The sequence below is a fragment of the Tepidisphaeraceae bacterium genome (genome assembly GCA_035998445.1).
Lineage (GTDB): Bacteria > Planctomycetota > Phycisphaerae > Tepidisphaerales > Tepidisphaeraceae > DASYHQ01.
Genome location: DASYHQ010000033.1, coordinates 175,878 through 189,871, shown reverse-complemented (window position 1 = coordinate 189,871; position 13,994 = coordinate 175,878). Strand labels below are relative to the sequence as shown.

Annotated in this window: 9 protein-coding genes; all 9 read right to left on the bottom strand. The window is 64.4% G+C overall.

Translation table 11 applies throughout. The features are described 5' to 3' along the window. Nucleotides 1–633 precede the first annotated feature (633 nt). Nucleotides 634–2,847 (bottom strand): HEAT repeat domain-containing protein, encoded by a 2,214-nt coding sequence (locus tag VGN72_14255; GenBank protein HEV7300524.1) that lies wholly within the window; start codon nt 2,845–2,847, stop codon nt 634–636. A 526-nt stretch (nt 2,848–3,373) separates the two neighbouring features. Beyond that, nucleotides 3,374–4,180 carry a polyphosphate kinase 2 family protein gene (locus VGN72_14250; GenBank protein ID HEV7300523.1) on the bottom strand — a complete coding sequence of 269 codons (807 nt, stop codon included), beginning with the start codon at nt 4,178–4,180 and terminating at the stop codon, nt 3,374–3,376. A 20-nt stretch (nt 4,181–4,200) separates the two neighbouring features. Continuing rightward, nucleotides 4,201–5,244 (bottom strand): GTPase, encoded by a 1,044-nt coding sequence (locus VGN72_14245; GenBank protein ID HEV7300522.1) that lies wholly within the window; start codon nt 5,242–5,244, stop codon nt 4,201–4,203. A gap of 165 nt (nt 5,245–5,409) precedes the next feature. Beyond that, nucleotides 5,410–6,942, bottom strand: coding sequence for a cysteine--tRNA ligase (gene cysS / locus VGN72_14240; protein ID HEV7300521.1), 1,533 nt, complete (start codon nt 6,940–6,942; stop codon nt 5,410–5,412). Between the two features lie 87 nt (nt 6,943–7,029). Next, nucleotides 7,030–7,512 carry a 2-C-methyl-D-erythritol 2,4-cyclodiphosphate synthase gene (ispF, locus tag VGN72_14235; GenBank protein HEV7300520.1) on the bottom strand — a complete coding sequence of 161 codons (483 nt, stop codon included), beginning with the start codon at nt 7,510–7,512 and terminating at the stop codon, nt 7,030–7,032. Nucleotides 7,513–7,608: 96 nt separating this feature from the next. Next, the gene (locus VGN72_14230) at nt 7,609–8,988 is read right to left on the bottom strand and encodes a sigma-54 dependent transcriptional regulator (GenBank protein ID HEV7300519.1); all 1,380 of its coding nucleotides are present in this window, start codon (nt 8,986–8,988) and stop codon (nt 7,609–7,611) included. Nucleotides 8,989–9,298: 310 nt separating this feature from the next. Then, a complete protein-coding gene (locus tag VGN72_14225; protein ID HEV7300518.1) occupies nt 9,299–10,090 on the bottom strand; it encodes an ATP-binding protein in 792 nt (263 codons plus the stop codon). Between the two features lie 197 nt (nt 10,091–10,287). Beyond that, nucleotides 10,288–10,512 carry a cold-shock protein gene (locus tag VGN72_14220; GenBank protein HEV7300517.1) on the bottom strand — a complete coding sequence of 75 codons (225 nt, stop codon included), beginning with the start codon at nt 10,510–10,512 and terminating at the stop codon, nt 10,288–10,290. 203 nt (nt 10,513–10,715) lie between these two features. Then, nucleotides 10,716–13,694: a PAS domain S-box protein gene (locus VGN72_14215; protein HEV7300516.1), complete on the bottom strand. Its 2,979-nt coding sequence runs from the start codon at nt 13,692–13,694 to the stop codon at nt 10,716–10,718. Between the last annotated feature and the right edge of the window lie 300 nt (nt 13,695–13,994).

Here is a 13,994-nt window from a genome sequence, read left to right as displayed (position 1 = left end):
CAACGTTCACCTGACGCCGTCCGTCGGGCATGTTCGCCCGCACCATGGGCGGCCCGCCCCTGGCGTCAGTACTTGGACGCGACTGCCATGACGCGGGCCTCCGCCCGTGAAGCATTTCCACACACTGCTTGGGCAGTCGCGTCGGAGCGCCTGCGCTCGGTGCGTCCGACGAGGGACTGCACGAACCCGTCGCGGGATTCCGCGGATGCATGCGAGCCGCTTCGCGGTACGCCTCGCCAAAATACCATGGGCGTCTCGGGGCTCTGTGGAAAACATTCGTTGTTGAACGCCAAGACGCCAAGAACGCCAAGGTAGGAAAGAAGAGAGAAGAGGATTCTCTCGGCGTAGCTCCGCTTGGCGTCCTTGGCGTCTTGGCGTTCAACCCTCTTTTCAACAGAGCCGCGTCTCGCCCATGACCGCTATGAGGTCAGACGTGGTTCTTCATGGCTGCTTGGTCGAAACGGGTTGCCACGAATTGCGTCGCCATTCCATCCTACGATCATGGGCAGTACGCCCATGCTACGTGAAGCCGTCCGCTCGCAAGCGTGATCAGCCTGACCAAACGAAAAGAGCCGTGGGTAAAACCCACGGCTCTTTTCGTATTTCGATCGATTGAACGTCGCCGGCCAGCGACTACGTCTGCGACCCCTTCAGAATCAGGGTCTTCGCCTGATCCGCGGGCAGGTCGAGCGCCCCGCGGGCCTCGGCGGCGGCGGCGCGGACGTCGAGGTTCTGGCCATTCTCGACGGCTTGCTCCAGCGTGGCGTGCTGGTCGCCGCTCAGGCGGTCGCCGAACTGCTTGGCGTGCTTGGCCAGGCTCTGGTACAGGCTGATCTTCACATCGTCGGCAGCCTGTTCCTTGCTCGCCGCCTCCAGCAGCGCCGGTTGCACGCGGGCCGAGTCCAGCGTTGCCAGCACCGCGCCGGCGGCCTTCACGATCTCGGGCCGGGCGTCGTTCAACGCGGCCGTCAGTGCGCCCTCGGCCACCAGCAGGTCGTACGCGCTCGCGCGACCCGCCAGGCTCTGCAGCAGGCTCGCGGCCTTCAACGCGTACTCGGCGGCCATCGCGTCATCCAGCGGAAGCGAGCCGGCCTTCGTGCGGGCGCTCTCCAGCTGGGCCTTGATCGTCCCGCCGCTGGGCGAGTTCACGGTCGACAGCAGTGGATCGGTGGCGGCGGCCTCGACGAAGCGGGACGCGCCCGAACCGACGATCACGATGCGCGGCGTGCGCTCCAGCCGGGCGTTGCCCCGCACCAGCGCGTTCAACGCCTCGATCTCACCGGCCGGCGCCTTCTCCGACACCACGATCGCGTCGACCGCCGGCAACTGGGCCGCGGCGTTCACGGCTTCCTGAGCCGTCGCCCCACCCACGGCGCCCACGCCGGTGCCCTTGATCGATTCGATCAGCCTGTTCAGTTCCTCGTCACCCTCGCCGCCGCGCGGCGCCAGGACGACGACGTTGCTGCCACCGGTCTGCGAGATCGCCTCGGCCAGCAGGGGCACGACGCGCTCCGAACCCGTGAACGACTGCGGCGGGTTGGCCTCGGCCAACGCGAACGCGGCCTCGTAGCGCACCCGGCGGTCGGGGAAGCGCATCGCGCTCACCAATGGCGCCGCCGAATCCTGCGGCAGGCTGGCGGCACCGACGATCTCGCCGAGCGACTTGATCGTGCTGACGGCGACGGCCGAGTCGTTATCGCGCAACGCGCGTTCCAGCGTGGTGTACAGGTGCGATGCGCCCGAGCTCACACCGAAGTAATGGGCCGACGGGAAGTTCTCCGGCCGCGTGGGGTCGCTGGCCCCTTCCGGCAGCGCGGCCTCGCGCTTGTAGTCGGCGGCGAGCCAGAGGCTCAGCGCGTCGCCACGGCTTTGGCCCAGCTTCATCGCATACTCGGCCGCCCGCATCGCCATCACCGGCCCGAAGATCGCCGGCGGCACGTCACGCTTGGTCAGGCCCTTCTCTTCATCCCAGAACCACACGTACGCGGTCGGCACCTGCTGGTCGACCGACAGTGCGCTGCGGCCGTAGTACAAGCGCTCGGCCAGATCGAAGTACGCGTCGGTCGCCTTCACGCCCTGCGACGCGCCCAGCCGGCCCAAGGCCTGACGGGCGGCCTGCGATACGGACGGCGTAACCTCCCGCGACTCGGTCAGCCGGGCCAGGTACGGCACCGGCGCGTCGTAGCCGATGTCGGCCAGCACGCTGATGACCGTCAGCAGCGTGTTCGTGTCACGCTTCATCTCCGTCGCCGCCACCAGCGGGTTCAACGCGACGCGACCCATGTCGCGCAGCGCCCGGCGGATCGGCGCGTGCAGCTCGGCCCGCTGGGGGTTCTGCAGGTACGAGATCATCAGTGGCACGGCCAGCTCACCGCTCTCGCGCAGTTGGCCGACGGCCAGGATGTAGGCGCGCTCGTTGGTGCCGAGGCGCTGGATCTGCGTTTCGACGTAGTTCTGGTCGGCGCGACGCGTGGCGCGGCCCTGTTGCAGCAGCTGGTAGATCTGCTTGGCACTGTCGGCCGACTCGGCGATGCCCTGCCAGCGCAGCACCCAGTTGTTCAAATCATCGTTTCGACCGGCGGCGGTCTTCTCGAAGGCGGCCAGCACGACAGCGGGCTCGGCGCCAGCGCCGGTGATCTTCTGCGCTTCGGCGCTCTGCAGGTCGTAGCGGGCGATCTTGCCGTAGTGCCAGTAGTTCTCGACGGCCGTCTGCAGTTCCGCCGGCACCTCGACCGCGGCCGCGGGCGCGCCGGTGTCCTGCGCCATAACGGGTGGCAGGCCGATCAACGGAAGGGATAGTGAAGCAACGAGGGCGAGACGCGCGACGGACCGATGCGAACGCATCATGGGGCTGCCTCCAAAGGTGCCGGGACGGTTCACGCGAGGCATCGCGCGAGCGTCCACTTGTCTGGATGTCGAGTTGTCGATCCGCCGGGGGCGCTATCGGTGGCGAACCGTCTCTCCGCACGGGCCGCACATCATGCGCAGCCCTCTATCGAATAAGGGTAAAACCGGGATACGGGGGTGTCAAGAACGGGAAGATGAAGCGACAAGCGGGGTTATGAGACGTTTCATGTGCGGATGGAATTGCGGGACGAAGGCAAACCTTCGCACCGCCCCTTTCCCGGTGCGTCCAGAGCGGTTGAAGGACTACGACTGAGAATGACAATCGATGAAGAGATTCGGTAATTACCAACGTCCAACAGGAGAAGAGATGCCCGTGCATGAGTCCGGTCCCTCTCCCATGCACTCTTTGGAGAGGCCAGGTGAGGGTGATTTCCAACTGCAGACGGCTCGGCAGGAACAAATCACCCTCACCTAGCCTCTCCCGGAGTACCGGGAGAGGGACCGGAGCGCGTGTTCAGAAGTTCCGTTACTCAATTACCACCTTCGACAAATCCTCCTCCACTACCGGGAACTTCGGGGCCATCTTTTCCAGCGTCTCGGCGATCACGCGCGACACCACGTTGTTGCGGTACCACTTCTGGTCGGACGGCACGATGTACCACGGCGCGTGGCTCGTCGAACAGCGTTCGATCGCGTCCTGGTAGGCCAGTTGATATTCGTCCCACAGCTTCCGTTCGGCCAGGTCGCCGATGTTGAACTTCCAGTGTTTGTCCGGTTTGTCCAGCCGGCTCTGCAGGTGTTCCTTCTGCTCGTCCTTGGAGATGTGCAGGAAGAATTTCAAAATGGTGGTGCCTGACGCCGTCAGCATCTGCTCGAAGGCGTTGATCTGGTCGTACCGCGCCGACCAGACCTTCTCCGGCACGATGGAGTGCACGCGCTCGACCAGCACGGTTTCGTAGTGCGAGCGGTTATGGATGCCGATCATCCCGGCGGCCGGGCAGGCGAGGTGGTGGCGCCAGAGGAAGTCGTGGGACCGCTCGAGCGTGCTGGGGACCTTGAACGACGTCACGCCGCAGCCTTGTGGGTTGACGCCGGTGAAGACGGTGCGAATGGCGCCGTCCTTACCGCCGGCATCCATGGCTTGGAAGATGACCAGCAGCGCCTGCTTTGACTCGGCGTACAGGTGTTCCTGCAGGTCGCGCAGCTTCTTCAGATGCGCCTCCGTATCGGCGGCGGCGGCGTCCTTGTTGGGGAAGTCGGTCCTGTTCTTCGTTGGCGAGTTTGCGAGGTCGATCTTTTTGCCCGGCGTGGCGATATACGATGTGCTTACCATGGCCGGGAGTATAGCCCGCCCTACCACAGTTGCCCTAGGTGCAATGGGTCGCCAAGCGATCGCGTCACAACCGCTCGCTGTCGCGCGGTCCAGCAACGTGGAAGCGTGAGATCGATCGCATCGCAAGCAAATCGGCGGACGATCGTCAGCCGCAACTCGGCAATGCCGTCGCCGGTGGTGGCTCGCGTGGCGACGGTGATAGGGACGCGGTCGTACCAGTCATGTTGCAAATCGGATTTGTTCAGCACGACAATCGCCGCTGGGTAGCGATTCAGGATGTCCGACTGTTCCGGTTCCAGCGGCCGCGATGCGTCGAGCACGACGATGACGAGGTCGGCGGTCTCCATCTGCGGCGTGGCCAGTTCGATCGCCCGCTGTTCGATGCGGTCGGCGGTACGTCGCAGGCCGGGCGTGTCGATCAGCATGACGGCCAGGCCGTTGATGTCGGCGATCTCACCGACCCAGTCGCGCGTGGTGCCGGCCAAATCGGCGGTGATGGAGCGCTCGACGCCGAACAACTGATTGGCGAGCGTCGACTTCCCCGCGTTGGCCGGGCCGACGATCGCGACGCGCGGGACGCGCAACAGGTGACTTAGGGCAACGTCGTCAAGCGCCCGCTGAAGGGCCGCGGGGTTTGGCTCGTGCCGCAGCTTCACCCAGTTGGCGGGTTGGGCGAGCAAAGCTTGAAGCGCCAGTTCCGTTCGAGCCGTGGGCACGGCAGACATCACTTCACGTTCCAACTCGTTGGCGGCGTCGATCGTCGCGGTGTCCGTGTGCTCGACGAACCCATGCCGCACTGCCAGGTCGATCGTTCGCTGAACCACCCACGGCCCGCCATGGAGGCTGATGTCAGCGAAGGTTTGATCAGGACCAAGAACGACAATGGGATCGTCGATCCCAGTCGCCCCATCCCGCAGTTGTCCGTACACGCAACTGCCCCCCCGCGGCGGCTTCGTGAAATGCTCGCTGAGAAACGTCCGCACCGCCGGCCCCGCGATGCGGATTACCGCCAGCGCCCCAACACCGGGCGGGGTGAGCAAGGTGACGGTGTTGGGCGGGGTCATGTTTCGGGAGTGCAGTGCCACGTGGAGAGACGCACCTCCGGCCCCTCTCCCGGTACGCCGGGAGAGGCTGGGTGAGGGTGATTTCGAACTGCTGACGATCAAGGCAGAACAAATCACCCTCACCTAACCTCTCCCATGGGTACATGGGAGAGGGACCGGAGAGGCTTATTCCTTCCGCCACACGGTGCCGTCGGCACGGTCTTCCAGCGTGATGCCAAGTTCTGTCAGTCCCTTGCGCACGTCGTCGGCCAGCGCGAAGTTCTTCGACGCGCGGGCCTCGGTGCGCAGGCGGATCAGCAGTTGCATCAGCCCTTCGACCGTGGCCGCGTGAACATCCTTCGCCGCCGGTCCACCGTGAGCGCCACCCGCTACGCCGCCAGCGGTGGAACCACTGAGCAGCCCCAGCAGCCCGCCCATCCGGCGCACCGACTGCCCGGCGGCGGCGACGGATTGAATGAGGTCGGTGGCGCGCGTCTTCTCGGCCTCGGTGCGCTCGATAAAGCTGTTGATCGCCCCGGCCAGCTCGTGCAGCGCCGCGATCGCGCCGGCGGTGTTGAAGTCGTCGTCCATCGACTCCATGAACTTCATCTTGTAGCCCAGCACGTCGCGGATGAAGTCGCCGTTCTCCCCTTCCAGCAGGATCGGCGCCGCCTCGTCCATGTCCGGGTGCGGGCCGGCGCCGGCGAGGCGTTCGATGCGCTCGAACAGGCGAACGAAGACGTTGAGCCCCTTGCGGCTGGCGGTCATCACCTCGTCGGTGAACTCGATCGGCCGGCGGTACTGGGTGCTGAGCAGCATGTAGCGCACGAGCTCGGCGCCGTACTGCTGCAGCAGTTCGACCGCCGACACCACGTTGCCGAGGCTGCCGCTCATCTTCTCGTCTTTGACTTCACCGCTGGCGAGCTTGGTCTTGATGCGCGTCAGGCCGTTGTGCATCCAGTATTTGGCGAACGTCTTGCCGGTGGCGCTTTCGGATTGGGCCAGTTCGTTCTCGTGGTGCGGGAACATGAGGTCCATGCCCCCGCCGTGGATGTCAAACGTCTCGCCGAGGTACTTCATAGACATGGCCGAACACTCGATGTGCCAGCCCGGTCGGCCGTTGCCCCAGGGGCTGGGCCAGTGGGGCTCGCCGGCCTTGGCGGCCTTCCAGAGCGCGAAGTCAGCGGGGTTGCGCTTGCCGCCCCCTTCCAGCGTGCGCAGGCCGCTCTCCTGTTCCTCCACGCGGCGGTTGGAGAGCTTGCCGTAGTCGGCGTCCTTCGTCACGTCGAAGTAGACGTTGCCTTCAGCGGGATACGCCACGCCCTTGGCGATCAGCCGTTCGCACAGCTGAAGGATCTCGTTCATGTGCTCCGACGCCTTGGGAAACGCGTCGATCGAATCGATGCCAAAGCCGGCGAGGCAGTCCAGGTATTCCTTCGTGTAGCGCGTCGCTAAATCAGCAATGGTCGTGTTGTGCTTGGCGGCGGCCTCGATGAGCTTGTCGTCGACGTCCGTGATGTTCACGACCCAAGTGACATCGTACCCCTTGTACTTCAAGTAGCGCTTGACCGCGTCGAAGATCACCGGCCCCACCATGTGCCCAATGTGCGGCGGCTTGTAGACCGTCGGCCCGCACAGGTACATGCCGACCTTCCCCGGCCGTACCGGTTCGAACAGGTCCTTCTGCTTCGTCAGAGTGTTGTAGACGCGTAGGCTCATCGTGGCGGGATTGTAGGGGAAGTGGAGGAAAGGATGAAGTTTGAAGGGTAAAGCATGGAAAAACGCGGACGGCCGCCCTGCTTCTATTCAACCTTCATCCTTACCCAGCAGCACCACCGCGTGGGCCGCGATCGCCTCGCCGCGGCCGATGGCGTCGACGCCTTCGTTGGTACCGGCTTTCACGTTCACGGGGCAATCCAGCAATTCCCTGATGAACGTCACCATCCGCGGCTTGAACGCCTTCAACTTCGGCCGTTCCGCCAGAATGGTGATGTCGATGTTCACGGGCCGCCACCCGTCGAGCGCCATCAGCGACTTGATGTTGTTGATGAAGTACATGCTGGCTGCGTTGCGGTAGGCGGAGTTGTCGTTCGGAAAATGCTCGCCGATGTCCCCCTTGCCCAGCGCCCCCAGCAGCGCATCGGCCAGCGCATGCAGGACGACGTCCCCATCGCTGTGCGCTACGGGCGAGATACCTTCGGCGACGACGACGCCACCTAGGATGAGTTGGCCACCCGATTGAAGGCGGTGAAGGTCGTAACCGTGGCCGATGCGGAGATCAGATGACATTGGGTTCCGTACCACGGGGGGCCCGCCCGTGCTCTTGATGAAGCGAGGATAGAAGACACGGGCGGGCCGCCCGTGGTACGGCAGGGAGACTGGCGATCACTCCGTCAGATCGTATTCCTTGATCTTCCGGTACAGCGTCCGCTCCCCAATCCCCAGCATCTTCGCGGCGTGCTCGCGGTTGCCGTGGACCAGCTTCAGGGTGTTGCGGATCAGTTCGCGTTCGGCCTGTTCGATGCTGATGCCGACGAGGTTGTTCATGCCACCGCCACCGGTGGCGCCGCCGTGGGGGCGGATTTCCGGGGGGAGGGATTCAGGGCCAATCTTGCCCTCGGGCGATAGCACGACCATGTTTTCGATGACGTTCTTCAACTGGCGCACGTTGCCGGGCCAGCCGTAGCTCATGAGGGCCTGCTGGGCCTCGGGCTTCAGGCCGTCGATCTGCTTGCCGTAACGCTCGCCGGCCTGCTGCATGAAGTAGTGGAGCAAGAGCGGGATGTCCTCGCGGCGCTCGCGCAGCGGGGGAATCTGGATCGTGACGCCCTTGATGCGGAAGTACAGGTCCTCGCGGAACTGCTTCTCGGCGACCATCTCGTCGATCTTGCGGTTGGTGGCGCTGATCAACCGCACGTTGACGCGAATCGGCTCGTTGCTGCCGAGGCGCACGACCTCGCCGTTCTCCAGCACGCGCAGCAGCTTCGCCTGCATGGCGGCGGGCATGTCGCCGATCTCGTCGAGGAACAGGCTGCCGTCGTCGGCGTGTTCGAATCGGCCCTCGCGGTCGGTCTGGGCGCCAGTGAAGGCCCCCTTCACGTGGCCGAACAATTCGTCTTCCAGAATGCTTTCGCTAAGGCCGGCGCAGTTCAGCGGCACCAGGCGGTTCTTACGGCGTTTGCTGTTGTTGTGAATGGCGCGAGCGATCAGTTCCTTGCCGGTGCCGCTTTCGCCGAGGATGAGGACGGGAATGTCGCTCGGCGCCACCTGCCGTGCGGTGCGCACGACGGCCTGCAGCGACGGGCTAACGCCGATGATGCCCTCGAACCCGGCCGAGTCGACCAGTTGCTGCTGCAGCACCTCGTTCTGCTTCTGCAGGTTCGCCCGCTCTGCGGCGCGGTTGATCTGGGCGCGGAAATATTCCAAATCCAGCGGCTTTTCGATGAAGTCGTACGCTCCTTCGTTCAGCGCCTGCTTGCACGTCGGAATGTCCGCATGGGCCGTCACCAGCACCACCGGCGGTGGCGGCGTGAGCGCCAGCGCCTCATGCAGCACGGCCAGGCCGTCCTTGCGGCCCTCCATCATCAGGTCGGTCGCGATCACGTCGTAATTCTTCCGCCCAAGCTTCATCCTCGCCTCGGCCAAGCTGTAGGCGAGGTCGCACTTGTGCCCCAGTCGGGTCAGCGCCTCGCACATCACTTGCGCGTGCTCGCGCTCGTCGTCGATCACGAGAATGTTGGACTTGATCACGTTGCTGTCGGCCATAGCGATGTAAGTGTAGCGGGGGAAAGCGGGGATGACACGGGAAGAGGAGAAGTCTGACGGTTCGGGCTCTGATGCGAGTCGCGCCACTCGTCATCCTGAGGTGCTCCGAAGGATCTCCCCCCGGCTCTCCCGGTACTCCGGGAGAGGATAGGTGAGGATGCATTCTGTTCTTTCTGAAGTCGCCAGCAGCGCGAAATCACCCTCACCCTAACCCTCTCCCGGAGTACCGGGAGAGGGGACGAGACTTCATAAACACCGTCTCTTCCCAGGGTCCGGCAAGAGACAGAAAGCGCCGAGGTCGCCTTCCGCCCTACTTCTCCAACGGCAGCCGAATCGTGAAGTCCGTGCCTTTGCCGAGTTGGCTTTGCAGGGTGATCGTGCCGTGGTGGGCTTCGATGATGCGTTTGGCGATGGCCAGGCCAAGGCCGGTGCCGCCGGGCTTGGTGGAGTAGTAGGCGTCGAACAGGCGGTCGACCCGGTCGGCCGCGATGCCGGGGCCGGTGTCGATCACGTCGATGACGACAAAGGTGCCTTCGGGCCGGGCGCCGAGGATCAGTTCCCCGCCCTCGGTCATCGCCTGCGTGGCGTTCAGCATCAGGTTGAGGATCGTCTGCTTCAGGTGCCGTTCATCGATGCGCGCCATCAACGGGGTGGGTGGCTTTTTCAGGCGCAACTGCACCTTGGCCAGCTGCGCCTGCGGGGTAAAAAAGTCGACCAGGTCTTCCAGCAGTTCGCCGACGTCGGTCGGCACCAGTTCCAGTTCGATCCGGCCGGCGTAGCGCATGAAGTCGTCGAGGATGTCCTTCAGCCGATTGGCCTCGCGAACGACGGAGTTTAACCGCGCCACCAGCCGTGGGTGGTTCGGGTCGTCCTGCGGCAGGTCTTCCTTCAACAGCTGAAGGTTCAGGCCGATCGTCGAGAGTGGGTTCTTAATCTCGTGCGCCAGGCCACTGGTGAGCGTGCCCAACTCGGCCAACCGCTGAGCCTCGAGTGCGCGGGCACGCAGCGTGAGGATGCGCCGGTACGCGACGTAACCGACGACGGCTAGGACGATCAGGCCGCTCACCCAGCCGGCGAGCATGCCCCAGGCAAACGGAGTCATGGGCGGGAGATTACGGGAGGTCGCGCCGAAGCGAAAGGTGAGCGATCAAGCAGAAACAGGGTGCACCACGCAGTTCAAATCACGCCAGCATGTCCAGCGCAGTTGCCACCGGCGGCTTGCCCGCCCGTGCCGTTGTCGCATGAATGCAAAGACACGGACGGACAAGCCGCCGGTCGCACACGAGGAATGGACAGGACTTAAACGCCCGCGCGCTCAGGCACCGTGACGCGCTTCACCTTCAGGGCCGACAGGCCCTTTGCGCCGGTGATCAACTCGTACTCGACCGGTTCGCCGTCCTTCAGCGATCGGAAGCCGTCTCCGTCGATGCTGCTGAAGTGGACGAAGACGTCCCTGCCCTCAGGCCCAACGATGAAACCGAAGCCCTTCTTCGAATCAAACCATTTAACGTTGCCCGTTGCCATTGCCCAACTCCTAGAAGCGAAGGCGACCTGTTCGAAATATGTGGCTGCCCGTTCCGCGGAGGTTAACCGGACGGTTTTCAATTCTCAACAATTTTCAACGATTTTGCGGACGACGCCTAGAAGTGGACGCTTCCGTCATCTGATATGGCGTACATCGCGTGAATTGGGATGCCGGGGGCAACCAGTTTTGCGGACGAGTCGCACTATCGACCCGCTTTCCCATCCAGCGCACGGCAAGACTGAGTGGAAAGCGCCTGCGAAACCAACACGCCCAGTTCATCAACCGCGCGTGCGAGTTCCTCGACGTCGGCGTGGCTCCGGGCGCTGTGCTCGATGGCGGCGGCGGCGTGGGTAACGTTCATCAGCCCGAACGTGCCGGCCGTGCCGTGCAGTTGGTGCGATAGGTTGACCAAGACATCGAGGTCAGATGCCGCCAGCGCTTGTTGGATCGCCTCCAGCCGAGCCGGCAGCACACGCAGGAAGTTGTTGGCCGCGGTCAACATCTCCGGGTCACCGCTCAGGTCGACCATCTGCAGGTCGTCGCTCGCGTGGCTCATGGAAGGTACGACGAGCGACTTATGCACACGCACCGGCTGCGATGGGTTCATGAATCGCGATGCCAAATTCAACAGCTGCCTGCGGTCGATCGGCTTGGTCGTGTACTCGTCGCAACCGGCCGTCAGGCAGCGGGCGCGCTCGCTCTCCATCGCATGGGCGGTCAGCGCGATAATGGGCAACCGATAGCCGCGCTCGCGCAAGTCGCGCGTTGCGCAATAGCCGTCGCGCTCGGGCATCTGCATGTCCATCAGGATCAGGTCGAACGGCTCGCCACGCTCCCACGCCTCGGTCGCGCGCTCCACCGCCACCCGACCGTTCTCGGCCAACGTCACGGTGGCGCCGGCCTTTTCCAGGATCAGCGTGATCATCTGCTGATTGTCCGGCCCGTCCTCGGCCAGCAGGATGCGCCCCCGCAGCTTCGGCAATGGTTGCTGCGCCAGATCGGATATTGGCGCCAGGGCGCGGAACTCGGTGCTCAAAGCGAACGGCGTCGGCCGGGGCGCTTGCAACCGGTGCGGCCGCGTCACGGTAAGTGCGGTGATTGTCGCGCTGAACGTGCTGCCGGAACCGGTATCGCCGGTGATCGTGATGTCGCCGCCCAGCATGCGGGCCAGCTTGCGCGAGATGGTCAGCCCCAGCCCGGTGCCACCGAAGCGGCGCGTGTGCGAGGTATCGGCCTGCGTGAAGGCTTCGAACAACACCGACTGCTGCTCGGCGCTCAGGCCCACGCCGGAATCGATCACATCGAACGCAAGGCGAACGCTGCGCGGGTCGCCGGTGTTACCGGCCGTGCTACCAATTGTGCCGTCCATCGACTCAGGCAGCGTGCGCAGCACGATGCGCACGTGGCCGCGATCGGTGAACTTGATCGCGTTGCTGACGAGGTTCATCAGGATCTGCCGCAGTCGGGTCGGGTCGGTGAGCACGGTGTCGGGCACACCGGTGGCGCGGTCCCAGGTGAACGCCAGTTGCTTTTCGCTTGCGCGAGCCCGCATTAACGCGGCCACGTCGGTGACGACCTGCCACGGCGAGCATTCCAACTGCTCGACCGTCATCTTGCCGGCTTCGATCTTGGACAGATCCAGTATGTCGTTGATCACGCCGAGCAGGTGGTCGCCGTTGCGGCGCATGATCGACAGCCACTGCCCGGCGCGCGGGTGCTCGCGCATCTCGTCGAGCAGCAGGTCGGTGTAGCCCATGATGGCGGTCATCGGCGTGCGGATCTCGTGGCTCATGTTGGCCAGGAATTCGCTCTTGGCGCGGTTGGCCTCTTCCGCCTGCTGCTTGGCGACGTTCAGCGCGAGGTTCTGCTTCAGCGCGGTGATGTCCATCACCGTGCCCTCGTAGTACAGCAGCTTGCCGTCGTCGTCGCAGGTCCGCCACGCGTTCTCGCTGATCCAGATGATCGACCCATCGCGCCGGCGGATCTCCGATTCAAAGCCGGTCACCGAGCCGTGCTGCTCAATGAGGTCCTGGAACTGCGCCCGGCGGCGCTCGTCGACGTACAACTGCTGGCCGATGTTGCCCACGCTCTGGCAGAGCTGCGCGGAACTGTCGTAGCCGTACAGGCGCGCCAGCATCGGGTTGGCCGCGATGAATCGCCCGTCGGCGGTGGTGCGGAAGATGCCCTCGACGGCGTTCTCGAACAGGCTGGTGAACTGTTCCTGCGCGCGCTTGCGATCGGTGATGTCGACCGCGATGCCGCCCAGCAGGCGATGGCCCCCTTCCATGTGCATCGGGAACTTGCAGACGAGGTAGTGCCGCGTGCCGCCGGACTGGGGGATGCTTTCTTCTAGCTGCACCGGGCGGTCGCTCTCGATCACGCGCAGGTCGTTCTCGCGCAGACGGTCGGCGATCGAGGGGAACAGTTCCTCGTCGCTCATGCCGGGACAGGCAGGCACGCCGGTCGCGAACATGGATTGCCAGGCATCGTTGCAGTAGACGTAGCGCCCCTCATCGTCCTTCACGAACGCCACGCCGGGCAGGTTCTTCATGAATTCAGTGAATCGCAGCTCGCTGGCGCGCAGCTGGATGAGCGCGGTGCGCTGCTCGGTCTGATCGGTGAGGAACCCCTGCAGGTAAAGTGGCTCGCCGGCGTCGTCGTAGATGACCTTCGCGTTGTCCTTTACGTGAATGATCCGCCCATCCCGGCGGATCATGCGGTACTCGCTGTGCAACTCACCGGTGCGCTTGGCGGCGTCCTCTTCGGCTAAGGCGCGCACGCGGTCGTCGGGGTGGATTCGCTTGAACCAGAACGTGCGGTCGCCCATCCAGTCGTGCGGTTCGAACCCGAGGATCGCGATGATCTGCGGACTGACGTAGTAGCACTGGCAGTCGGCCCCAAACGTGCAGGTGTAAACGATTGCAGGCACACGCTCGACCAACGCCTGATACTGCGCCTCGGTGGCGGCCAACCGCTCGGCGATCGGCACGTCGCCGGTGGAAATGGAAGGCGTGTTGATGACCGAAGGCTTCGCCACCGCAACGACCCGGGTGGCAACATGATCGCGATGCGCGGCCAGCCGGCCAAACGCGCAACACGTCAGCGCGAGCAGGCTACACAGGAGCGCGATGCTGAGCTCCGCGATGCCGATGAGTTCCGCTAGGCTCGTTTGCTCTACCATGATGCACGACGTCGCGCTCATACCGGACGCTGCCCCGTTCGATCCGCAAAATCGCGGTACTCGGGACACGTGGCGCCACCGAAACCGGCGGCACTGCTGTCGTCATCGTCGTGCAAGTTGGCAGACTAAAGCAGATTTGGGCCGCACCAGTTCCAAATGCAGAAATTGTTGCATCAGGTTGACCCGGCGCGCGGTGCGGAACGACGAAGTATCGGACGTGCCACCGGTCACCGAGACGCTACGGGGCGGTGGTGACGGCTCAGCAAAGCTGAACCGGCCGTCGTGTTGCCTGGATGGGGC

Coding starts and splice junctions, on each gene's coding strand:
- VGN72_14250 (HEV7300523.1), bottom strand. CDS start 4,180: ATGGTAAGCACATCGTATATCGCCACGCCGGGCAAAAAGATCGACCTC.
- VGN72_14255 (HEV7300524.1), bottom strand. CDS start 2,847: ATGATGCGTTCGCATCGGTCCGTCGCGCGTCTCGCCCTCGTTGCTTCA.
- VGN72_14225 (HEV7300518.1), bottom strand. CDS start 10,090: ATGACTCCGTTTGCCTGGGGCATGCTCGCCGGCTGGGTGAGCGGCCTG.
- VGN72_14245 (HEV7300522.1), bottom strand. CDS start 5,244: ATGACCCCGCCCAACACCGTCACCTTGCTCACCCCGCCCGGTGTTGGG.
- VGN72_14220 (HEV7300517.1), bottom strand. CDS start 10,512: ATGGCAACGGGCAACGTTAAATGGTTTGATTCGAAGAAGGGCTTCGGT.
- cysS (HEV7300521.1), bottom strand. CDS start 6,942: ATGAGCCTACGCGTCTACAACACTCTGACGAAGCAGAAGGACCTGTTC.
- VGN72_14215 (HEV7300516.1), bottom strand. CDS start 13,694: ATGGTAGAGCAAACGAGCCTAGCGGAACTCATCGGCATCGCGGAGCTC.
- VGN72_14230 (HEV7300519.1), bottom strand. CDS start 8,988: ATGGCCGACAGCAACGTGATCAAGTCCAACATTCTCGTGATCGACGAC.
- ispF (HEV7300520.1), bottom strand. CDS start 7,512: ATGTCATCTGATCTCCGCATCGGCCACGGTTACGACCTTCACCGCCTT.